At 63.5% G+C, this 22,044-nt stretch carries 21 protein-coding genes, 2 rRNA genes and 1 riboswitch (1 of these 24 running past the window's edge); of the genes, 7 read left to right on the top strand and 16 right to left on the bottom strand.

Annotated features, from left to right (window positions below; translation table 11 throughout):
- Nucleotides 1–1,310, top strand: a 23S ribosomal RNA gene (locus tag Q4I12_RS06840) (it extends 1,623 nt beyond the left edge of the window).
- A gap of 44 nt (nt 1,311–1,354) precedes the next feature.
- A 5S ribosomal RNA gene (gene rrf, locus Q4I12_RS06845) occupies nt 1,355–1,469 on the top strand.
- 584 nt (nt 1,470–2,053) lie between these two features.
- Here the strand turns inward: rrf and thiC are convergent.
- On the bottom strand, nt 2,054–3,340 hold the full coding sequence (gene thiC / locus Q4I12_RS06850) for a phosphomethylpyrimidine synthase ThiC (protein WP_168934555.1): 1,287 nt from the start codon (nt 3,338–3,340) through the stop codon (nt 2,054–2,056).
- Nucleotides 3,341–3,397: 57 nt separating this feature from the next.
- A riboswitch (TPP riboswitch) is annotated at nt 3,398–3,511 on the bottom strand.
- A 232-nt stretch (nt 3,512–3,743) separates the two neighbouring features.
- Between thiC and Q4I12_RS06855 the strand changes: the two genes are divergently transcribed.
- The 4 genes from Q4I12_RS06855 (at nt 3,744) to Q4I12_RS06870 (ending at nt 7,210) form a co-directional block, all read left to right on the top strand.
- On the top strand, nt 3,744–5,105 hold the full coding sequence (locus Q4I12_RS06855) for a TrkH family potassium uptake protein (protein WP_204625211.1): 1,362 nt from the start codon (nt 3,744–3,746) through the stop codon (nt 5,103–5,105).
- 107 nt (nt 5,106–5,212) lie between these two features.
- On the top strand, nt 5,213–5,872 hold the full coding sequence (locus tag Q4I12_RS06860; protein ID WP_006006075.1) for a potassium channel family protein: 660 nt from the start codon (nt 5,213–5,215) through the stop codon (nt 5,870–5,872).
- Nucleotides 5,873–6,085: 213 nt separating this feature from the next.
- On the top strand, nt 6,086–6,463 hold the full coding sequence (gene tnpA / locus Q4I12_RS06865) for an IS200/IS605 family transposase (protein WP_437438852.1): 378 nt from the start codon (nt 6,086–6,088) through the stop codon (nt 6,461–6,463).
- A gap of 52 nt (nt 6,464–6,515) precedes the next feature.
- A protein-coding gene (locus Q4I12_RS06870; protein ID WP_302261123.1) for an IS1 family transposase occupies nt 6,516–7,210 on the top strand; the annotation gives its coding sequence in 2 pieces (ribosomal slippage) (nt 6,516–6,834 and nt 6,834–7,210; 696 coding nt in all).
- A 214-nt stretch (nt 7,211–7,424) separates the two neighbouring features.
- On the opposite strand, the gene Q4I12_RS06875 is transcribed toward Q4I12_RS06870, so the two are convergent.
- Nucleotides 7,425–8,165 carry a sulfite exporter TauE/SafE family protein gene (locus tag Q4I12_RS06875; protein WP_302261124.1) on the bottom strand — a complete coding sequence of 247 codons (741 nt, stop codon included), beginning with the start codon at nt 8,163–8,165 and terminating at the stop codon, nt 7,425–7,427.
- A 7-nt stretch (nt 8,166–8,172) separates the two neighbouring features.
- Nucleotides 8,173–9,066 carry a M48 family metallopeptidase gene (locus Q4I12_RS06880; RefSeq protein WP_302261125.1) on the bottom strand — a complete coding sequence of 298 codons (894 nt, stop codon included), beginning with the start codon at nt 9,064–9,066 and terminating at the stop codon, nt 8,173–8,175.
- A gap of 267 nt (nt 9,067–9,333) precedes the next feature.
- Here Q4I12_RS06880 and rbr point away from each other — a divergent pair, with 267 nt between their 5' ends.
- Complete coding sequence (gene rbr, locus Q4I12_RS06885) at nt 9,334–9,909, top strand: rubrerythrin (RefSeq protein ID WP_006006079.1); 576 nt, start codon at nt 9,334–9,336, stop codon at nt 9,907–9,909.
- 351 nt (nt 9,910–10,260) lie between these two features.
- Here the strand turns inward: rbr and Q4I12_RS06890 are convergent, their stop codons facing one another.
- From Q4I12_RS06890 to Q4I12_RS06950, 13 genes are all read right to left on the bottom strand, one after another.
- Entirely contained in the window at nt 10,261–10,836 is a 576-nt protein-coding gene (locus tag Q4I12_RS06890; protein WP_204673898.1) for a hypothetical protein, read from the bottom strand.
- Nucleotides 10,836–11,294, bottom strand: coding sequence for a GNAT family protein (locus Q4I12_RS06895; protein ID WP_302261126.1), 459 nt, complete (start codon nt 11,292–11,294; stop codon nt 10,836–10,838). Before Q4I12_RS06895 ends, Q4I12_RS06890 begins: the two co-directional genes overlap by 1 nt.
- 14 nt (nt 11,295–11,308) lie before the next feature.
- On the bottom strand, nt 11,309–13,420 hold the full coding sequence (locus Q4I12_RS06900) for a phage tail protein (RefSeq protein ID WP_302261127.1): 2,112 nt from the start codon (nt 13,418–13,420) through the stop codon (nt 11,309–11,311).
- Between the two features lie 258 nt (nt 13,421–13,678).
- On the bottom strand, nt 13,679–14,425 hold the full coding sequence (locus Q4I12_RS06905) for a hypothetical protein (RefSeq protein ID WP_302261128.1): 747 nt from the start codon (nt 14,423–14,425) through the stop codon (nt 13,679–13,681).
- 1 nt (nt 14,426) lies between these two features.
- Complete coding sequence (locus Q4I12_RS06910; protein ID WP_302261129.1) at nt 14,427–15,917, bottom strand: hypothetical protein; 1,491 nt, start codon at nt 15,915–15,917, stop codon at nt 14,427–14,429.
- 65 nt (nt 15,918–15,982) lie between these two features.
- Nucleotides 15,983–16,576: a phage connector family protein gene (locus Q4I12_RS06915; protein WP_204625204.1), complete on the bottom strand. Its 594-nt coding sequence runs from the start codon at nt 16,574–16,576 to the stop codon at nt 15,983–15,985.
- 194 nt (nt 16,577–16,770) lie between these two features.
- The gene (locus Q4I12_RS06920) at nt 16,771–17,193 is read right to left on the bottom strand and encodes a hypothetical protein (RefSeq protein ID WP_302261131.1); all 423 of its coding nucleotides are present in this window, start codon (nt 17,191–17,193) and stop codon (nt 16,771–16,773) included.
- 228 nt (nt 17,194–17,421) lie between these two features.
- Nucleotides 17,422–18,408, bottom strand: coding sequence for a major capsid protein (locus tag Q4I12_RS06925; RefSeq protein ID WP_302261132.1), 987 nt, complete (start codon nt 18,406–18,408; stop codon nt 17,422–17,424).
- A gap of 101 nt (nt 18,409–18,509) precedes the next feature.
- Nucleotides 18,510–19,061, bottom strand: a complete 552-nt coding sequence (locus Q4I12_RS06930) for a hypothetical protein (RefSeq protein ID WP_302261133.1) — start codon at nt 19,059–19,061, stop codon at nt 18,510–18,512.
- On the bottom strand, nt 19,048–19,368 hold the full coding sequence (locus tag Q4I12_RS06935) for a hypothetical protein (protein WP_302261135.1): 321 nt from the start codon (nt 19,366–19,368) through the stop codon (nt 19,048–19,050). Before Q4I12_RS06935 ends, Q4I12_RS06930 begins: the two co-directional genes overlap by 14 nt.
- Nucleotides 19,358–21,196: a portal protein gene (locus tag Q4I12_RS06940; RefSeq protein ID WP_302261137.1), complete on the bottom strand. Its 1,839-nt coding sequence runs from the start codon at nt 21,194–21,196 to the stop codon at nt 19,358–19,360. The genes Q4I12_RS06935 and Q4I12_RS06940 overlap by 11 nt, the downstream gene beginning before the upstream one ends.
- Before the next feature lies 1 nt (nt 21,197).
- Nucleotides 21,198–21,407: a hypothetical protein gene (locus Q4I12_RS06945; RefSeq protein ID WP_168934540.1), complete on the bottom strand. Its 210-nt coding sequence runs from the start codon at nt 21,405–21,407 to the stop codon at nt 21,198–21,200.
- 26 nt (nt 21,408–21,433) lie between these two features.
- Nucleotides 21,434–22,012, bottom strand: coding sequence for a GNAT family N-acetyltransferase (locus tag Q4I12_RS06950; protein ID WP_302261138.1), 579 nt, complete (start codon nt 22,010–22,012; stop codon nt 21,434–21,436).
- Nucleotides 22,013–22,044 lie beyond the last annotated feature (32 nt).

Below are 22,044 nucleotides of genomic sequence, written 5' to 3' on the forward strand. Positions count from 1 at the left end.
ACACGCAAACCGTACCGGAAACCAACTCAGGTGGGTGGGATGAATAATCCAAGGCGCTCGAGAGAACTCTGGCCAAGGAACTCGGCAAAATAACCCCGTACCTTCGGAAGAAGGGGTGCTTTTTAGGGTGAAGCGATTCACTCTGTCGAGCCCTGAAAAGCCGCAGAGAAATGGTGGTGGCGACTGTTTACTAAAAACATAGGTCTGTGCCAAGTCGTATAGACGACGTATACGGACTGACGCCTGCCCGGTGCTGGAAGGTTAAAAGGAGGAGTCAGCGCAAGCGAAGCTCCGAATTGAAGCCCCAGTAAACGGCGGCCGTAACTATAACGGTCCTAAGGTAGCGAAATTCCTTGTCGGGTAAGTTCCGACCTGCACGAATGGCGTAACGATCTCCACACTGTCTCGGCCAGAGACTCGGTGAAATTGAAGTCGCGGTGAAAATGCCGTGTACCCGCAGAAAGACGGAAAGACCCTGTGCACCTTTACTATAGCTTGACATTGGGATTTGAGCCTGCATGTGTAGCATAGGTGGGAGGCTGTGAACTCTGTACGCCAGTATGGAGGGAGCCATCGTTGAAATACCACCCTTGTTTGTTCAGGTCCCTAACTCCTTGCCGTGATCCGGTAGGAGGACAGTGTCTGGTGGGTAGTTTGACTGGGGCGGTCGCCTCCCAAAATGTAACGGAGGCATGCAAAGGTTCCCTCAGGCTGATTGGAAACCAGCCGTCGAGTGCAAACGCAAAAGGGAGCTTGACTGCAAGAGAGACATCTCGAGCAGGTACGAAAGTAGGTGTTAGTGATCCGGTGATCCCGAATGGAAGGGTCATCGCTCATTGGATAAAAGGTACGCCGGGGATAACAGGCTGATCGCATCCAAGAGTTCACATCGACGATGCGGTTTGGCACCTCGATGTCGGCTCATCACATCCTGGGGCTGAAGCAGGTCCCAAGGGTACGGCTGTTCGCCGTTTAAAGTGGTACGCGAGCTGGGTTTAAAACGTCGTGAGACAGTTTGGTCCCTATCTTCTGTGGGCGTAGGAGAATTGAAAGGGCCTGTCCCTAGTACGAGAGGACCGGGATGGACACACCACTGGTGGACCTGTTGTCGTGCCAACGGCACAGCAGGGTAGCTATGTGTGGAAGGGATAACCGCTGAAAGCATCTAAGCGGGAAGCCTGCCTTAAGATAAGTTCTCCCTGACGCAAGTCCTGAAGGGCCGAGGTAGACGACCTCGTTGATAGGCTGGAGGTGGAAGCCCTGTGAGGGGTGGAGCTGACCAGTACTAATAGCCCGTGCGTCTTGTTTTTTCGAAAAACCTTCCATCCCTGTTTCAATAAATTTGCCAAATTTCTTTGGTAGCCATAGAGGAGAGGGTACACCCGACCCCATTCCGAACTCGGAAGTTAAGCTCTCCATCGCCGATGATACTGCATAACGTCATGTGGGAAAGTAGGCCGCTGCCAAAGATTGTTCGAGACCCCCTTGCAGCTCTCAGCGCGAGGGGGTCTTTTTTGTCCCCGCTCCGCCGGGGATTTTTTTGTTTCGGGGACGGCAGGCAGACGCTTGAAGATTTGAAGAGAGAACAGCTTGCGGGGAGGGAAACCTTTTTGGAAAAAGGTTCTCCCTCCCCGCGCCCCTCCCTTCCAAAAACTTTCGTCGGTGGGTCTGCCTTTTGCCAGCGGGCCTGTGCATGGATGGGAATGGGGTTGCCTTGGCTGTGAAGAGGCTCAAATCGAAAATATTGTAAGGCATCGGTGTTGCCATCGATATCCAGCGGAATAGTTTTGCGAATTCCCGGGCCTGGTACGGAAAGCGCATGATGGTATTTTATGGACCATCAAGCCTTTTCAAGGCGTCCTTCCTCCTGCCGGCTGTTGATGGGGCAGAATTTTTTCCAGACAGGAACATCCCTCAACTTGCGCCAGCCATAAAAAAAGACTGCCTGTGATGCAGGCAGTCTTGATGAGCGGTTTTGGGGGAAGGAGGGGACGAGGGGGAGGGAATCTTTTTCCTCAAGGAAAAGGGGGCCCCTCCCCCTCCAAAGGTTTTCCTAGTCTTTTTTCTGGTCCTTGAGCATCTTCACGGCGCAGAATTTGCCGCACATGGCGCAGACATCTTCATGCTTGTGGTCTTCGCGGCGCTTGTCCAGCTGCTGGGGATCAAGAGCGGCTTCGCGCATCATGTCCCAGTCCAGGGCCTTACGGCCGGCGTTCATGGTGGCTTCGCGGCGCACGGCACGTTCGCGGCCCAGGGCTACTTCGCCCACATGGGCAGCCACGCGCGAGGCCATGACACCGGCGCGGACATCTTCTTCATTGGGCAGGGTCAGATGTTCGGCCGGGGTCAGATAGCAGAGGAAGTCCACACCGGCTTCCACGCCCAGGGCGCCGCCGATGGCACCGGCGATATGGTCGTAGCCCGGGGCGCTGTCGCAGCACAAGGGGCCGAGGACATAGAGGGGAGCGTTGTTGGTCAGGCGCTTGATGCCCTGGATCTGGGTGCGGACCTGATTCATGGGCACATGGCCGGGGCCTTCGATCATGCACTGCACGCCCTGTTCCAGAGCATACTTGGCCAGACGGCCCAGGGTGATGACTTCTTCCCACTGGGCGGCATCACCGGCATCCACACCGGCACCGGGGCGCAGGCCGTCGCCCAGGGACAGGGTGACGTTGAACTGGCGGCACACGTCGATGAGACGGTCGAAATATTCCAGCAGGGGATTTTCTTTGCCGTTTTCCAGCATCCAGCGGGCCAGCATGGAGCCGCCACGGGAGACGACGCCCATGACGCGGTCCTGCTTGACGGCCATTTCCGCGCCGCGCTTGGTCAGACCGCAGTGCACGGTCATGAAGTCCACGCCCTGGCGGGCCTGTTTTTCGATCTCGGCGAACAGGTCGTCAGGCTGCATGCTGGCGATGTCCCGGTCATTGTCCAGGATCTGCTGGCCCACGGAATACATGGGCACCGTGCCCAGCGGGCGCGGGCAGGCAGCCAGCATGCCGGTACGGATGGCATCCAGATCACCGGCGATGGAAAGATCCATGACCGTATCGGCCCCGGCTTCCAGGGCCACGGCCAGCTTGCGTTTTTCGGTGTGCAGACAGTTGCACAGCGGCGAGGTGCCGATATTGGCGTTGACCTTGATGCGGGAAGGCTGGCCCACGACGATGGGCGCCAGGCCCGCGTGGGCGGGATTGCCCAGCAGGACCATGCTGCCGGCTTCGATGGCGCTGGTGATGGTTTCAGGGGCAAGGCCCTCTTCCTGGGAAAGGGCGGCCAGATGCTGGTCGAGAAGGCCGCGCAGGGCGGCGTTACGGGAGAGGATGGAAGACATGGGTTTGCATCCTTGGGTTTGGACGCAGGGCGCAAAAAAAGCCACAACCTGTCTTTCGCGGGTGCGGCTCAGCTTCCCTACGGCAGTGCGAACTGCGTCAGGTTCACAGGGTCTGGGACTATCCCACTCTCAGCCGTGCAACTGCCGTTCACGGCTCCCCTAGCTGGCGGGCACTGTAGCGGGCTTTGCTCCGGCTGTAAAGTACGCCCCCGGAGGCGCGGCTTGCAATAGGCGGGCAGCTGGACTAGGGTCAGGCGTCATCGCCCGGCTGCAGCGACCGTTTCTTCAGGATGGCGGCAGGCCGGGACCGATGTCTGCTCAGGGCGCCGGGCGGCCTGGCTTTCGCTGTTCATGCGGAGGCCGTCTGCCGGACGGATGATGCGTCCTGAGCCCAGAGGAGAGCATGCAGCGTAAACGTTATCTCACTCCCCTGACATGGCCGGCCATCTCCTTTGCGGCCATGATCCTGCTGGGGACACTGGCCCTGTGCCTGCCCGTCTGTCATGGCGAAGGAGCTTCCCTCTCCGTGGTGGATGCTGCGTTCCTGTCTACTTCCGCAGTCTGTGTGACCGGCCTGTCCCCGGTGGACATCAGCCAGGTGCTGAGCCCTGTGGGACAGGGCGTGATGCTGGTCCTCATCCAGGTGGGCGGTCTGGGCGTCATGACCTATACCAGCCTGATCTTTCTCCTGTGGCGCAAGCAGGTGCCCTTCACCAGCCGCGAGGCCGTGAGCCAGGCCCTGCTGGGCGGGGATTTCAATATGGGGCAGTTCCTCCTGCAGGTCGTGTGCATCGTCCTGGGCGTGGAGCTGCTGGCCGCGCTGGTGCTGTTCCTGCATGATCCGGTGTTCTTTTCTCCCTTCAGTGCCCTGTTCCATGCGGTCTCGGCCTTCTGCAACGCCGGTTTCGCTCTGGCGCCGGACAATATGGTCGCCTTCCGGGAAGACGGCCTGGTCTGCACGGTCATCTGCATCTGCATCGTCCTGGGGGGCATCGGTTTCGGCGTGCTGCGGGAATGCCTGGGCATCCTGAGCCGGGGGCGTCTGGCACCGGTGACGCGTCTGAGCCGTCTGAGCCGCCTGGTCATCAATACCAGCCTGTTCCTCATCGTGGCCGGGGCGCTGCTGATCTTCGTGGTGGAGTGGCGTCGCGCCGGCAACGAGGATCTGGTGGGGGACGGCCTCCATCTGTTCCTGATCTCGCTGTTCCACTCCATCTCCGCCCGAACCGCCGGTTTCAATATGGTGGACATGGCCAACTGGAGCCACGCGAGCCTGATGGTCCTGATGGTCCTGATGTTCATCGGCGGCGGACCGGGGTCGTGCGCCGGCGGTATCAAGATCGTGACCTTCCGCCTGCTGGTGGGCTATGTGGTGGCCCAGGTGCGCGGGGATCGCCAGATCGTTTTCCACAAGCGGGGCGTGCCGCCGGAGAACCTGACGCGGGCCCTGACGCTCTTTTTGCTGTATACGCTGAGCATCTTCTTTTCCGTTTTTTTGCTGACCATCACGGAAAACGGCATCCTGCACCGGGTCGAGGGACAAAGCATGGCCTTCGTCAATTTGCTGTTCGAGGTGGTCTCGGCGCAGGGCACCGTGGGGCTGAGCGTGAACCTGACTCCGCAGCTGACCAGTGAAGGCAAGTGCATCCTGATATTCAACATGTTCGCCGGTCGTGTGGGGCTGCTCTCCCTGCTGCTGGCCCTGCGCAGCCTGCAGCCCAAAAAGGCCTATGCCTACGCGGAAAGCCAGCTGCCCGTGGGGTAACACCGGAGAAGGATAGTTTTGAAAGGACGCGGCCAAGACCGTGTCTGCGGCTGTTCCCGAAGCCGCCCCCGCGGGCGGCATCGGCGCCATCGTGACAAGGAGCCTGCATGGCAGAGAAAACTTTGGAAATCGGCATCATCGGTCTGGGGAAATTCGGCCTGCGCATGGCCACGACTCTGGCTTCCATGGGCCATACGGTCATCGGCATCGACATGTCCGATGCCCGTGTGCAGCTGGCCGAAGAGCTGCTGGATACGGTCTACAAGGCCGACGCCACCAGTCTGAGCGTCCTGCGCTCCCTGCATGTGCAGGATCTGGACTGGGTGGTCATCAGCGTGGGCGAAGGGGTGGAACAGTCCCTGAGCATCACGCTCAACGTCCAGGAGCTGGGCGGCCCCAAGATCTGGGTCAAGGCCTCCAACGAGGAACACAAAAAGATCCTGCAGCGCCTGCATGTGGACAGGGCCATCGTGCCCGAGATGGAAGCCGCCGTCATGGCCGCGCACCAGCTGTGCCATCCGGGCATGCTGGACCTGATCCCCAAATACGGCGGCATCGCCATCCAGGAGCTGCGCGTCGACAACTGGCACGGGCGCACGCTGGTGGACCTGAACCTGATCCAGTCCTTCGGGGTCATGGTCATGGGCATCCGTCCGGCAGGCGAGCGCGCTTTCCAGTTCGTCCCGCCGGCGCTCACCGTGCTGCACAAGGGCGACACGCTGGTGGTGGCCGGCCGGGCCGATGCCGTGCGCAAACTTGAGCCGTAACCTGACGGTTGCCGTTTTTGGCCAATAAAAAAGGACGCCTGGGGGCGTCCTTTTTTCGTTATGGGCTTTAGCCTGTTGAGCGCCTGACAGGCGCGAAACAAAAAACCACCCGCTATGCGGGTGGAGACAATACGTTATACACACAAAAACACCTTTCCGCTACGATGAAGTTGTTCAAGCCCATCGCAACATTAACGGAAAGGTGTTTTTGTTATGGGAACCAAGGCTCATAGCCTAGCGCATACGAAATGGTTGTGCAAGTATCATATCGTCTTTACTCCAAAATATAGAAGAAAAATAATCTTCGCACAGCTCCGTGAAAGTATAAAAGAAATTCTGCAATGCCTCTGCAAATATAAAGGGGTTGAGATTCTGGAAGGGCATCTGATGCCGGATCATGTCCACATGCTGGTGTCCATTCCTCCTAAAATCAGTGTGGCAAATTTCATGGGCTACCTGAAAGGGAAAAGTTCGTTGATGATATTCGATAAGCACGCAAACCTTAAATATAAGTTTGGCAACAGAAAATTTTGGGCCGAAGGATATTATGTCAGTACGGTGGGGCTTAATGAGGCAACGATCAAAAAATGAGAGTATTGCATAAAGAATGTTATAATGGCATACTCCAGTTAAGGAGTTCTTTATGCAATACTGTCCAAAATGTGCGTCAGAGCGGATTGTGAAGAATGGAAGACACTTGGAGCGTCAGAGATTTCGCTGCAAAGACTGCGGTTTTCAATTTACCCGTGACACTCCCAGAGGACGACCGGCAACGGAAAAGGCAATGGCCATCCTGCTTTATACTTTGGGCCTTTCGTTTAATGCCATAGCATGTATTTATGGAGTTGCAACATCGACCGTCATGCGTTGGGTCCGGGATTTCGCTGAAAAAACTTATGAAAAGCCTTCTCCTGGGGAAGCTGTCATCATAGAACTTGATGAGATGTGGCACTATTTGCATTCAAAAAAAACAAACTATGGCTCTGGAAAGCTTATTGTCGCGATACCGGTCAACTCATTGACTGGGAATGTGGCAATCGTGACCAAAGCACTCTTGCAAGATTGATGGCAAGGCTTCGCCGTTGGTCTGTCTGGTTCTTCTGTACCGACAACTGGAAAGTATATCCACGGGAAATACCCGAGGACGACCTCATTCAAGGAAAACGGGGAACCGTGCGAATTGAGCGAAATAATGCCCGCCAAAGACACTGGTTTGCCCGTTTCAAACGTAAATCTCAGGTGGTTTCAAGGTCCTTGCGAATGGTTGATCTCACAATATCTCTCTTTGCCAGATTTCATGTGAACGGGCAAAGAGAAGATATTTTATCATTCTTTTAGCAATACTCTCCAAAAAATATATCCAGGATCAGGAACGTCACGACATTATGAGAGACAAGCTGACATCACGCGAATATCAAGACCCCTTTAAGGGGTAGCCAAGGCGGCAAGGGCACTGGGCTTGAACAGCGTGAAAGCCAGCGTCTTTAGGCGCAGCCGGTAACAGGCCCTTACAGGGCCAGAGCAAACCACCCGCTTTGCGGGTGGTTCTGATTCAACTGTCCAGCAGGGCCCGTGTCAGGATGGAAAAGCCCGACAGGCCGATGACGATGGCCAGCAGGCGCTGGAAGCTGGCCTCGCCGATCTTGCGTGCCAGGGGATAACTGATGACCAGGCCCACGCCGCAGCCCAGCAGACAGGGGATCAGGCCCTGGAGCACGGGCCCGGTGTAATAGCCCGCCAGGTATTGCATGAGGACCAGAGGCAGGGAGAGCCCCAGAAAGTACAGGCTGATATTGCCGCGGGTGCGGTCCTTGTCCCAGTGGGCCAGCTGGGCATACATGCCGATGGCCGGGCCGCCGAGGCCGCTCACTGCCTGGATGAAACCGGCCAGCGCTCCGCTGACGGAGCCCCAGAGCCGGGGCGAATGCAGGGGCCCCGGCCGGTGGGCCAGCAGGTGCCAGACCATGTGGGCCATGAGCATGATCCCCAGGCCCACCTGCAGGGCACGCGCGGGGATGAGCGGCAGCAGGGCCACACCCAGCAGGGCGCCGGGGATGGTGCCCAGGAGCAGCAGCGGAAGATCGGCCATGCGGTAGTAATGGCGGAACTGCCAGCCCAGGATGGCAGGCAGCGGGATGCAGATGATGCAGGTGATGAGGGAGGCCGTCTTGATGTCCGTGACCAGCAGGACGATGGGCAGGGCGAAGATGCCCGCGCCCAGTCCGCTGATACCGTTGACGATTCCCCCCAGGGTCCAGCCGGTGAAGCAGATGAAAAATGATGCCCAGTCCATCAAATGGCTATACGGGGCTGTCTTGAGCTTGTAAAGCGGTTCGCCCGGCCTCTTGGTCCGGGGCAGGTGAAGGGCAGGGGCGTGCCCAGACCGGCAGATCGCGCCAGAAGGCCGTCAGGCGGCGTTCCTGGAGTTTCCAGTCAGGAGAGAAGCGGGCCAGCGTCTGCCGGTAGGCCGGGGAATGATCCATATGATGCAGGTGGCACAGCTCGTGCCAGCACAGGTGCTCCAGCAGGGACAGGGGCAGCAGGACGGCACGCCAGTTGAGGCTGATGCTGCCGCCGTCACGGCTACTGCAGCTGCCCCAGCGGCGGCGCTGGTCCCTGACAGTGACCCGGGCGACGGTGAAGCCGCCCTGACCGGCGAGCCGCTGCAGATAGGGGGGCAGCAGCTTTTCTGCCTGCCGGCGGCACCAGTGGCGCAGCAGCAGGGCGGCATCTTCCGGCGTGGCAGCGGCATAGAGCCGGAGTTCCTCATCCCGGACAAGGGCCAGCAGACGTTTGCTGCCGGCGCGCAGCAAAAGCGGCGGCTCTGTGCAGGAAGCGGCCTGGCGGCGGCCTTTGGACAGCGGCCCGTCGGAGATGATCTGCAGGGCCGTACCGCGCAGGGGAAGGAAAAGCTTTTCCGGCAAGACGAGCGGAGCGGGCGCGGGGCAGGCAGGGAGATGACGTTCCAGCCAGGGCAGGAACGAGAAGAGCAGGGCAGGCAAGGCCGTGGCGGGGATGCCGGCAGGCACGGTCAGGAGCAGGCCCTTGTCGGGGGACAGGCGCAGGCGCAGATTCCGGGCCCGGGCGGAAGGGATGAGGCGTGCCTCATGGCGGCTGCCGTCTGCCAGAGTGAACAGGACGGAGCGGTCGCCATCGAGGAGCTGGACGGAAGAAGGAGCGAAAAGGGGCTGCATGCCGTAAGCTTGCCACAGCTGTTGCGGGCCTGTAAACAGGGGAATAAAAACTATACGAATGATTTCAATGTGTTATTATAAATATGCTTGTTTTTTTATGGATTTGGCGTTATGCAGATGGCAGGCAGCCCGATAATTTTTTTCGGGAAAATGGAAAAAGTGCTTGCATTTGCTAATGAGATTTATTATCAATAGCTCAACGGGGAACGAAACAAGACCTCCTCAACAACAAGCACACCAACAGAGCCACGGCTCGGGAGACAGCATATGAAATCTTTGAAAGGTACCCAGACCGAGAAAAACATCCTGACCGCTTTTGCCGGTGAATCTCAGGCCCGCAACCGTTACGACTTCTTTGCTGCCAAAGCCAAAAGCGATGGCTACGTCCTGGTCCGCGACATCTTCCAGGAAACCGCCCTGCAGGAAAAGGAACACGCCAAGCGCCTGTTCAAGTTCCTCGAAGGCGGCGATGTGGAGATCGTGGGTGCATTCCCTGCCGGCATCATCGGCGCCACCGAAGCCAACCTGCTGGCCTCCGCCGCCGGTGAAAACCACGAGCACACGGAAATGTATCCTTCCTTCGCCGCTGTGGCCGAAAAGGAAGGTTTCTCCGAGATTGCCGCTGTGATGCGCAATATCGCCGTGGCCGAAGCCTACCACGAAAAGCGCTTCCTGGCCCTGGCCAAGGACATCAAGGAAGGCCGCATGTTCATGCGTGAAAAAGCCACCGTGTGGCGCTGCCGCAACTGCGGTTGCCTGGTGGAAGGTACCCACGCTCCCGATCTGTGCCCGGCCTGTGCCCATCCCAAGGCCCACTTCGAAGAACTGAACTACACCTTCTAGTCCTTTCCTGACGTAGCCTGCCCGCTACAGTATGGATACCCGGGGCCGTGGCAAGATGCCGCGGCCCTTTTTTTATACCGGGCAAAAAAGGCCCTCCCTTCGTGAAGGGAGGGCCTTTTGCGTTGCAAAGGAATATGCCTCAGGAGCAGGGCCGTCGCGGGGAGGACTTTTCCAGGCAAGGCAAGACCTGGAAAGACGTCTCTGCCGGGATGCGGATACGACGGGCAGAAAAGCAGGCAAAGAAAAGCGGGCAAGCCCGCAGCTGGCGCGTCGCTGTGGTTGTCCGGCATCCCGCGCCCTTCCGGCATCAGGCAGCGCTCGGGAACCGTTTCACCCCCTCCGCCATTTTCTTCAGGGCAGGCGCGGCCCCTGGCCCGAGAACAGGTCAAAGTTGTTGCCCAGGCGTCCGGCGCCATTGAGCAGGGTCTTGCTCAGGGAAAGATAGTCCGTGCTGCTTTTGCTGCGCAGCTGCCGTTCCCGGGCCTGGGATCCCTGGGCGGCATTGCGCTGGTTCCAGGCCTGGACTTCCTGATTGTAGGCCGCGCGTTCGCCCTGTTCTTCGATGGACAGGGCATCAAGTTCTCCTTTTTCCCGCAGGTCGAGCTGACTGTCCAGATGGCTGCCGCTGTCGATCTGCGCGCCCGAGGCCCCGGCCTGTGCCCGCTGTTTGCCGACCAGCAGGGATGTTTCCTGACGTTTGCGCACCGCCTTGTCGTAACTGTCTGCCCGGGTCTGCCGGGCTTCTTCTTCGGCCATGCGGGCATTCTCTTCAGCGATCTGCGCATTGCGCCGGGCCATGTCGGCGGAGAATTCCGCCTGCTTGCGCTGCTCTTCCTGACGGCTCACGGCACTCCAGGTGCCCACGGCGGTGCTGGCAAGGGTCACGGCGGCCCCCAGCAGGGCCGCGGTACTGCTGGCCACGGCCATCAGCGCAGCTCCTTGTGCCAGACGCTTTCCGTATGGCGGGCCCCCAGGTGGCGGTACAGGGCGTCACAGGGGCGGGAGGCCGGGGAACTGTACTGGACCACGTCCGCGCCGCGTTCCCTGAGCCCGGCCTCGGCCGCACGCAGCAGCTTCAGGACGGCCAGGCCCTTGCGGGCGGTCGGTGCCAGATACAGGCCATCCAGAGCGGCCAGACGTTTTCCCGGACGGTGCGGGCAATCCGTCAGGGTGAAGGCGGCGTAGCCCTGCAGGCTGCCGGAGCTGTCCCGGGCCGTCACCACATGCAGCATGCCCAGCCGCTCCCAGCAGGCATAGCGTTCCGTGTCCAGGGCGTAGACCTGCGGGCCGAACAGGGCGGCCTCGCTCTCGTCCCAGTGGGCCTGCAACAGGGGCGGCAGCTCCGGCAGCAGGCGTTCGAGCGGTTCACAGTGACAATGGATCATGCTCTCTCCTTGGTTCATATCTCCGCAAATTCCACATCCAGGCTCAGGGCCAGCAGGTGGAAGGGCAGGGGACGTTCCTGCACCAGCCAGATGGTGGCCGAGGGGCCGTGCCCTCCGGCGGGCAAAAAATCCACATCGCCGCTGAAAGGTTGGCAGGCCTCATCCCAGCGCCGGGGCAGGAAGGGGATGTCGTAAAGTTCGTCGCGGCCGGCTCCGTAGCGCCCGCCCACGCTGCGGTACAGGCGCAGGCAGCAGCGGCCCAGCGCCCGTTGCCGTCCCAGCGTGCTGCCGGATTCGCCGTTGCCTTCCACGGGCAGGGGCGACAGGACCGAAGCATAGGGCAGGCCTGCCTGGACGATACGGGCGGCAAAGGGCAGCCGGATGCGGCCCTGTCGCACTACGCAGCCTTCCACGGGGCTCCCGTCCGCCAGCACGGCCAGGGACTGGCCTTCCAGATGGTCGAGCCCGTCCACATCGTTGACCGCTGCTTCCCGGTGAAGGCTCAGACCGCAATCCACAAAAAAAGCTTCCTCCACAGGATCGCTGTCCTGCCACTGGGGGGCCAGACGTTCCAGACAGTACCGGGTGCCGCCGTCCGCATCCCGGCGGCGGACCACCAGCAACAGTTCGTCGCTGTCCGGGCCGGAGATGCTGCACACGGACAGCACCTCTCCGGCCGTTGGATGGCGGCTCCAGCCCCAGATGTCGTGCTCCTTGAGATAGGTCAGAGCCAGCAGCAGGCCGTCGTCGCGCACGATCCAGAGCACGGATCCCGGCGTCTGCTGGTAGGCCCACTGACGCAGGCGGTGCCCTTCGAACAGATGCGGCGCCAGGATGGAAAGGTCATTGCCCGCATAGCCGTCTTTTTCCAGCGAATAGAACAGGTCGCGCACATGGGCGCCGTGGCGCTGCACATGCAGGATGGCATTGCCGATGATGATGGGCGCAAGGCCCGCGCTGCCCCAGTAGGACTGGGCCGTGATGGTGATGTTGCCCGGGGTGATGGCACTGCCGTTGCCGCTGGCCATGTATTCGCTGCCCGAGGTGCCCAGCAGCAGGTCCCCGAAGCTGGCCGCCCAGGCGATGGTGTCGATGGAGCCGGACGCGATGAGGTATTCCACCGGATCGTCGTCCTGCAGGGGGCGGGACTTGCGGAAGTTCTCGAAGTCCCCGCTGCGCGAAAGGTAGAAGGCCTGCGGGCTGTCGCGTGTGCCCGCCAGGACCATGCGCTGCTGGTGGAAGGCCACCACGGACGGGTTGTTGCCGTCGGCGAACGGGTCCCAGTCCTCGCGCGGGGTATCGGCGGTGTCTGCCTGATAGTTGTTGTCCGAAAATGTCGTGCCGCTGCTGACGCCGATGAATCCGTAGTACCCGGCCTCCTCCCGGTAGATATTGTATTCCGTGGCGCCTTCCACGGCTGTCCAGGAGAGGTCCGTGCGGTTGCCCACCACCCAGTCGGAAGGATGCTTGCCGTTACAGCTGCCCGCCTCCGAAGCCAGCGACTGCTTGCCGTTGGCGTCCACGGCCACGATCTTGTAGCGCAGCGTGTAGCCGAATCCGGCGTCATCGTCGTTGTTGCCGCGTACGAACGTACAGCTGGGGGCTTGGGGAGCGGGCAGGCTGCTGTTGAGGGCCACGGCTTCCAGCGTCCAGCGGTACCCGTGGCTGCGGATGGCATTTTCCGGCAGGGGGGCCTCCGGCTCGCTGTCCGTACTGCGGACGAGCTTGTGCAGCGGATAGGCCGTGTGGGCCAGATAGACCGTATCCCCCACCTGGGCGGCGCAGATCTCCAGCAGATGCCGGGCCTCGTAGGGGGTGGACAGCCGGGGGATGCTCCCTTCCTGCGGGTCGAAGCCGTGGATGTCGGCGATGCTCAGGCCATTCCCCGAAAGGACGAGCACGAAGTTCTGCTCCGCCAGAGCATTGAAGCTGAAAGGCAGGAGCACGGCCTCGTCTTCGAGGCTGCCCAGGAACAGGGTCCCGGGGCGGCGGCGCACGTCGCCGTGCAGGCCGGGCAGCATGTTCTCCATGCATTGCACGGAACTGCCGTAACGGGAAAGGTCATAGCGGGCGGCCAGGATGGGGGAGACCTCGCCGCCGGTGAAGTTGTGCAGGGCTATGCGCATGGATCCTCGAAAAAGGTGGAGGTTGCGGGAGGGGCAGGGGAGCCAGGGAAAAGCCTGTGGGAGCTGTCCCGGATCGTGGGGAAAAAGGCAGCATCACAGGACGTGGATGGGGAATGGGATCGGCCAGACGCAGGATGCTCGTGTTCACGTTGCCGCATCTGTCCCAGCCCGTATGCTTCCGGGCACGGGCCGTGACGGCATGTGCCGGGGCCGGTATCCGTTGCAAAGAAAATGGGCCGTTCCCGCATCCGCCGGGGCTCAGGCCGCGCTTGCTTCTTCCCACTGCCACAGGCCCGCCGTGCCCGGCACCCAGACGCAGGCGGGCATGTCGGCCCTGGCCAGCCAGAGCTTGCCTTCGTTGCTGTAGTAGCTGTCCTTGGTGACATCCATGCCGTAGAGGAAGGCGAAGGGATGTTCCCGGCTGCCGTCCGGCTCTTCACCGGTCTCCGGGTCCACGGACAGCGGACGGTACACGGCCAGCATCCCGGTGGCATCCGGGGGCTGGTTCTCCAGCGCGGTCACCTCCTGCATCACCTCATAGACGATGCCCTTGTGGGCCAAGCGGTAGCCCTTGGCGTATGTCTGGCCGGCGGCCCAGTCCGTGAACAGTCCGGCTTTGGCGAAGGTGGCGAACTCGGCGGCGGCGAACGCCCCCGTCTGCACCATATCCGCCTGCATCCTGGCCATGAGGGCGGTGCGCGACTGCGCCCTGGCCTCGGCTACGGCCTGCGCGGCCAGCTCCTCGTCAGTGGGCGGGCGGTTGGCCTCTTCTTCCAGACGGGCCTTCTCTTCTTCCCACAGGGCCACGAAGGGGGCCACGCGCCCGGCGTAATCGTCGGTGGAAAGCTCCTCGTTGGGCAGTCCGTCGCCGGGCTCCACATGGCCCGCGCCATCGTGCCACTGGAGGGCGTGGAAGGTCTCGGACGTGATGCCGTCCAGGAACAGCACTTCCCCGTCCACAGAGATGATGCCGTCGGACGGGATGACGGTGACGTGTGTTTTCATGCTAGACCACCTTGATGAAGAAGTGCATGGCGAGATGCGGGTCGGTGTGGGTGCCGGATACCGAGCCGGACAGGGGATGCGTGTGGGAGCCGTTGCCGCCCGTTGCGGAAGTACTGGAACTGCCGCTGTCGTATAGGTTCCCGCTCTCCATATACCGTCCTTTAGTCGATATGACGGCAGAGAACGGGTGCGTGTGGCTGGGCATCTGCGTTGTACTCAGCGTCGTGGCCCCGGTACTGCCGGAAAGATCCACAGCGACATCTTCGCTGCCGCCTTCCGTGCCTTCGGGCTCGGCTTCGCTGGCACCGCGGACATAGCGGCCCCGCAGGTCAGGCACGGTGCCGTCCTTGCCGTCGCTGCCGCCGTCGCAGAGGATCCATTCTTCGCGTGCCTGCTCTTCTCCGGGCATGACGGCCCGGCGTCCGTCACTGCCGCCCGGCGTCGCGCCCCAGATGGGGACGGGCACGAAGGGCGGGAACATGTCCCAACAGTCAGGTCTGGGCACCCAGCTTGCGTCCAGCGTGCCGTCTTCCCCGGCCTGGGGCACGGTGTTGGCCGCCGCCGTGGTGCTGGCCAGCACGCCGCCACGCTGGGAAGCACTGGCCTTGCGGACGCGCAGTTTCCCATCTGTTTCGAGTTCAAGGCCGTCCTCGTGGCCGGTCTGGGGCATGACGCTGCCCAGGCTGGTAGGGGTGGCGATGGCCGACGCCCCGGAATCGCCCTTGGGGATGCCGAGATGCAGGATGCCGGTCTCCGGGTCGTAGTCGCCGCCGGCGGGCAGTCCGGGATCGAGCGTGGACACCTCCACCTGCAATCCCAGGATGGACGCGGCGCTCTGGGCGGCCCTGTCCTCGCTCCCTGCCGCGGCCTCCGCGCTCTGGCGGGCTGCCGTGGCGCTTTGGGAGGCGTCGGCGGCACTGGCGGCTGCCGCTGCCCGGCTTTGGTCGGCGGCTTCTGCCGAGGCAGCTGCGGCCTGTGCGCTGGCTGCGGACTGCGAAGCGCTGGACGCTGCTGCGGATTCGCTGGCCTGGGCAGCTGCGGCGCTGGCCTGGGCGGTCTTTCCCGCCTGCAGGAGCTGTTCGGCCATCTTGATGGGCGTCTCGTCGCTGGTGGGGGGCAGGATGACCGCCCGCTGGAGCTGTTCCAGCAGCTGCTGGCGTTCGGCCGTGGCCCGGTCGAGGCCTGTCTCGATGACTTCGGCATCGAAGCGGGTCCCGGACACCAGGTCGATCTGCTGTTCAAAAGGCATGTTGCGGGTGATGGCCAGTTTCCAGCCCGCGGGCAGGGGAGCGCCTTCGTGGAGGTAGGTCACGCTGCCGCCGTCGTCGTTCAGGCGGGCGGTCCAGCCGCTGGCCGGGCGGCTGTTGCCGTCGGGGCCGGTCAGGGTGACGGTCAGTTGTTCCGTCCCCCAGACTTTGAAGGAAAAAGGAAAATCCGTGGCCGTACCGTTGCCTTCGAACAGGGCACGGCCGGGACTGTAAGGCATGGTCATGCGAACTCCCGGAAAAGGGGCGGACAGGGAAGGCCGCCATACAGTGAAGAGCGGGTATCGGGCCGTCAGCGGGCCTGCAACCAGCTGTCGGGCAGGGGCAGGGGACGGCGCTCACTGGCATCGGACTGCCGGGCCTGGGGAAGGCTGGCGCTGTAGAGCTGTTCCAGCTCCGCGATCTTCTGGCTGTTGCTCTTGAGCAGCGGTGCCGCCAGCAGGCAGGCCAGCTTCCGGGCCAGCATGTGGGCGAAAAGGTCGTCGAACTGGTGGCAGTGGCGCACGTCTTCCGTATAGAGCAGCAAGGCCCGGCTGGCGCTGGTAAGCAGGATGGCGGCATCCCCGGCGGGATCCCGCGCCAGACAGAAGGGGCGCGGCAGCAGGCCTTCGTGCCGGACCTCATGCGCTTTGAGGCAGGCCTCGGGCAGGGCGTAGGCAAAGCGGTATTCCTGCTCGAAGCCCGAGGGCAGGGCCACCCGGGCCAGCCAGGCCCGGCGCTGGGCAAAGGCCCAGGGGTAGTCGCGCAGGGCCTGCCGCCGGGCACTGTCCCAGTACAGGCGGCATTGCAGGGCCTCGGGCGTGTTCTCATCCTCGGCGGCGATGCTGCGGGCGCCCAAAAAGCCCAGGGCCCGGTTCCAGATGGCGATCTGGGTCAGGGTCTCCATATGTCTTCCTTGTGGTGGCATCAGGGAAAAAGGGAACGGAGGGGCTCCCTCACGTTGGGCAGGGGGGCGGGGCAAGCGTCCGCCCCGCCCCATGAATGAGGGGTCTGTCGCCCGCCGGTCGCGGGCATGATCCTGTCTCCGGTGCGGCGACCGGGCTGTGGGATGGCCCGGCCGCTCCCGGTGCGGGAAAAGGACTAGCGCACGCGCAGTTCCTTTTCGTAGGGGAAGTCTTCCTCGCGCAGCAGGGCCGCGAAGATGTGCCCGTCATGGCTGCCGCTCCCGGCCGGAGACAGCTTGAGGCGCAGCCAGCTCTTGCGCACGGCCTGGGGCACGAAGCGCCAGCCCAGGCGGGCGCCCTCGCCCAGTTCCGCCCCCTGGACGGTGATGGCAGCGCCGGGCACGTCCTGCCATTCGCCTTCGGCGCTGTCGGCTTCCTGCAGGGTCAGGGCCAGCGAGGTGGTCTGTTCTTTGACGAACCCCCTGGTCACGGAGATGCGCAGCGGCATGGGCTCCATGCGGCCGGGCAGGCGCAGGGCCGTGAGGGGTACGGCCTTGCCGGTGCTTTCGGCACTCAGCGGGCCTTCGAAAAGGATGCAATGACTGTCGATGATGGCCATGAGGACTCCTTGTTTCCTGAAAAAATGCATGGGGAGCGGACGTATGACGGCCGCAGGTCGTGCAGTCAGAGGGGAGGGCGACCGGGGGGCCGCCGGGACACGGTGGAGGCGGAGAAAGGGGAGCGCCGCTGCACGGACGGCGCATCCGCCCGGGGATCGTGCCGTAAGGTCCCGGCATCCTGGCAGCAGCGGCAGCTCAGGGCGGTCCCCCCTTGGAAGGGCACGGCTCTAGATGGAAGCCTCGTCCGAGGCGATGGCGTCGCACTGGCGCACGGGGCGGCCGTGCAGCACGGGAACGGCCTTGGCGTCGAAGAATTCGCCGTAGTGCAGCTGCACCTGCCCGGCGTCGGAGTTCTGGAGTTCCAGCGCGGTGAGCACATCGGAGTTGGCGTACCAGACGGCTTTCTGGCGCAGATGCTGGGGCATGCGGTTCTTGGCTTCGATGGTCAGCTTCTGCAGATCCACGAAACCTTCCTCGCCCTTGCGCTTGCCCAGTGCGGCCACGGGCACGTTGGCGATGCGCACCACCCCGCGCCAGTCGCGTACGGCCAGACCGCAGCGCCAGTTGTATTTGTCGCCCGTGACCTGATATTTGCGGCCGTTCTCGTCCTGCGCCATGTAGGTCTTGAGATCTTCGTGGGAAAGGCCGCCGCGGCTGCCCTTGGGATAGATGCCGTGCACGGACTGCGGCCCCCAGGAGACCAGCCAGAGCGAGGTGCAGCCGCCGTCGCGGCCACCGGCGTCCAGCACGTTTTCGGCATCGCTGGCCGGGTAACGCATGGCCAGGCCGTTGAATTCGTCGGGGTTGCGGTTGCTGTCGCCGTAGAACAGGGTGCGGGCCACCTTCTGGCGCATGGCCTCGGCAAAGGCGATGCCCTCGCTCATGCGGAAGGAGCGGTCACGGTCGCCGTACAGGCGGATCTCTTCCACATCCAGTTCCATGATGGCCTCAAGGATGCCGCAACCTTCCTTGACCTGGCTCCACTGGGACTTGGCGGGCGGCGTGCCCTGATAGAGGCGGCGCCAGTATACGGCGGGCAGGCCGGTGCGGATGCGCGTCAGGTGGCCGTCGGACTGGTTGGCCTCCATCCAGGGCACGTCATCCATGATGTCGTTGGTCTTGTTCATCAGCTCGATGATCTGGCCGGCCTTGTCGCCGCGATAGAACTGTTCCATTTCGGCCAGCGTGGCCACAAAACCCAGAGTGGCGGACATGAAGTCTCCTTGGCAAAGGTGGTGGGGAAGGGGCCGTCAGCGGCCCGGTACGAAACGACGGAAAGGGGAAAATGCCGTGTGCCGGTTGGCGACCTGCATGGTCAGGATCGCTGCGAGCTCCAGCCCGCGTACATGCGTTCTTCCAGGGGCGGCAGGCTGCCGCCGCCTTCGCTGCCGGGCAGGCTGTCTTCCAGCAGGCTGTCGGCCAGGCGGCTGAAGAAGCGCAGCACGGCCGGGTGATTGCCGTAGCCGCTTTCTTCCAGCAGGCGGCCGATGCTCTTGTCCGTGTCGAAGCGGTCCAGGGCCAGCTGGGCCCGGGCCACGGTGGCGGCCAGATGTTCGCCGCCCAGCTGCGGATCGTCGGCCACTTCCTGCCGCCACTGTTCCACCTGCTGCTGCCAGCGGGCACGGCGCAGGGCATCGGTCTGGCGCAGATGGGCCTCCAGCCGGGCGGCGTCATCGGCTGCGGGCTGTTTTTCCTGCCCCCCGGCAGAGGTCTGGCCGGGGGCGGCGGGCCGGCCTTCTTCCGGGCCGCTGCCCAGCAGGGGCGTAGCGGGGGGCGTCCCCCCCTCGTCGGCAGGCAGGCCGTACAGGCCGCTTTCCGGCCGGGGGGCCATGCGGCCTTCGTCAAAGATCGCTTCAGTTTCGGGCATCGTCTTCCTCCTGTGTCAAAAAAAGTCGGGGCAGGTGGGAGGGATCGGCCTCCTGCAAAAGGCGGAGCACGGACACGCCCACATGGCGGCGGCCCTCCTCCCAGTAGATCTGTCCGGCCGAGGTCCCCGGGCCCGGACAGGCGGCGGTGAAGCAGAGCCCGGCCTGCAACAGCCAGCGCAGCAGGTCGCGCCCTTCCGCCGAGGTCATGAGGCCGTCCACGGCCCGGCACAGTCCGGCCCGCCAGCGCTGCTGTGCCGGAGAAGCGGGGGCAGGGTCCCCGGCGGGGAAAAGCCGGTCATCGTGCAACGTGTCCTCCTTCCGGGGGCGGCGTCGTGCCGCTCGTCTGCTGCGGCCGCAGGGCAGGGGCGGCCCCGGCGGCCAGGTTGGCCAGTACCTGCAGGACGGAGCTTTTTTCCCCTTCCACGGTCAGGTCGCTGTCGGCCAGGGTGTGTCCCAGGTCGGCGGCCTTCTGCAGCAGCTCCAGCTGCTGTTCCGCCTGCCGCGCCTCCTCGCGTCCGGCCCGCAGCCGGGCCCGTTCCTCACGGGGACGTGTCAGGTTCGCGGGCAGGCCGAGGCTTTGGGCATAATTGTCCAGCATATTGTCCACATCCACGCTGTCCAGGGCTTCGGGCCAGGCCGAGGCGGCCTTGAGGGTCAGGGCCAGATACTGGTCCGTGGCGCTGATGCCCACCAGTTTCTGGGCCTGGGCCAGCAGGGAGACGAATTCCACCTTGAGGTGGCGTCCGCTCAGTTCCGGCGGGCAGGGGGGCAGCATGTCCAGGGCCAGCATGAGGCGGAAGGTACGGTCGATGAGCGGGATCAGCAGCTCGTCATGCAGGCGTTCCAGCACGGGACCGATGAGCAGCAGCTTCTCTTCCTCGCGGGCGGCTATCTCGCTGGCCGTGACCTTGCTGCGCCCTTCCAGGATCAGGCGGAACAGGTCGTTGTAGAGCCCGGCCCGTATCTGCTGTTGCACGGCTTCCATGGCGGAGCGCGCCTGGGCCAGATCGGGCTTGACCTGCAAAAGGGGCGTGGCCACGGGCTGGGTCTGTCCGGGCAGGCTGTCCACGAAGTTGATGCCGCCGGGCGTCAGGTCGAGCCCCACGGAGCGCAGGCCCGCATGGACGCTCATGGGCGGGTCCACGGCCTTGTGGATGGCCTTGAGCGTGGTGATGCCCATTTGTTGCAGCATGCGGCAGTCGGGCAGGGCATCCATGGCGGGCGAGCGGCCATAGACATCGTTGGCCGCCACGTCCCAGCGCGGGCCGAAACCGGGAAAGCCCAGGAAGCCGGATTCCTTCAGGGGCACGACCTGCCTTTCCCGTCCTTCCAGCCAGTAGACCGAGGCCCAGGGCATGTGGCATTGCCCCGCCAGCCGGGGCCGGCGTTCCGTGCGGGGCAGCACGGCATGGATGACCGCATGTCGCTGGTCCGGCGTGCGCCGGGCCGCCAGACGCAGGTTTTCCGGCAGGGCCTCCGGACCGAAGCTTTGCACCATCTGGCGCAGGCTCATGTGCATGCGGTGGAAGACCGTGTCCACCCGCCGGGCCGCGTCCGTATCCAGCACATACTGTCCGGCACAGAGCGGCACGAAGCGGAAGCCGTGGCGCAGGTCGGCCAGTTCGAAGACGAAGGCCGTGCCGAAGGTCCCCAGTTCCGCATAGATGGTGTGCATGGCGTTGTAGAAGTTGCAGCGCTGCAGCACCACGCGCATGCGGGCCTCCACTTCATCCAGATAACGCTGGCCCGCGTGGCTGCGCGACAGTTCGGGATCGTCCAGGGCCAGCCGGAACCAGGGCCGGGCGGGGCTGGTCATGCCGCCCTGCAGGCCGGCGGCCAGGGTCCGCATGGCCAGGATGCCCGTGGCGTCCACCAAGGAGCGGTTGAGCAGGGGGCGGTCGTCCGGACTGTCGTCGGTGCGGAAACGGGTGGGCAGAAAGTGCTCGGCCAGGCTCTCCCAGGCCGTGTCCCAGGGCGAGCGCCGTTCCAGCAGGGCCCGGTAACGCCGGGCCAGGGCCGGGACGCGCAGGGCAAGACGCTCTTCGGCTTCCGGCCGGTCTCCTGCAGGCAGCGGGGGCCCCTGATGCGCTGTCCCGAGCAGGGCGCGCAAAGCGGGGCGCTGTGCCGGGCACATCCTATTGCCCCAGCAGGGTCTTGCCGCGGTTCTCCTGCGAGGCCAGCGGCGTGGTGTGGATGGATGCCCGGATGCCCGCGGCCTTGCTGGCCTTGTCCTTCTGGTTCTGGCGGGCGGCCGTGGCCGCTTCGGTGACGGGTTTGGGAGTGGCCGCCTTGGGGGCGGGCTGGACTTCCGGTACGCTGGGGCTGGAGGAGCCTCCGAATCCCATATGTCCTCCTTGGGGATGAAGGTTGTTTACGGATGGGCCCTGTGGCCGGATGGAGACATCTTTATGGCGCGCGTCAGCGTCTCCGGCGTGCAGAGCAGCTGGATGCCGTCCACATGGACGCCGCGCCGGGCCAGCCAGCAGGCGGCGGGCAGGCGTCCCGTGATGACGAAACCGCAGGCCGTGGCCAGACGCCAGGCATGGCGGTTGCTGACCGGGCACAGGCCCCAAAGCGCGCTGGTCTCCGTATGACGGAAGACCCAGCGGAAAGCGGCACGGGCCAGCGGCACGGCCAGCGGGAATGCCGTGCGAAAGACCGTGAAATCGAATTCCCGGATCCGCCCGCGCCAGGGGCTGAACAATCCGCAGGCCAGCGCCGTGCCGTCAGGGGCCGTGGCCTGCAGGAGCAGGCGGCCGGGGGCGCTGACCAGATGCAGCCAGTCGTCTTCCCGGGGATGGGGCCAGGCGTACATGGCGCAGCCCGTGAGCCCTTCCCGGCACATGCGGGCGAAGAGGGCTTTGCGGCCCGCGTCGTCCCGGACGGCTTCCAGATGGAATGCGTCCTGCACGTGGGCCTGGCCGCAGGGTTGCGGTCGTGTGTTTTCCATGCGGGCTCCTGTTGTTGGGGGATTTGCGGGAT

Source organism: Desulfovibrio piger (assembly GCF_951793255.1).
GTDB lineage: Bacteria > Desulfobacterota > Desulfovibrionia > Desulfovibrionales > Desulfovibrionaceae > Desulfovibrio.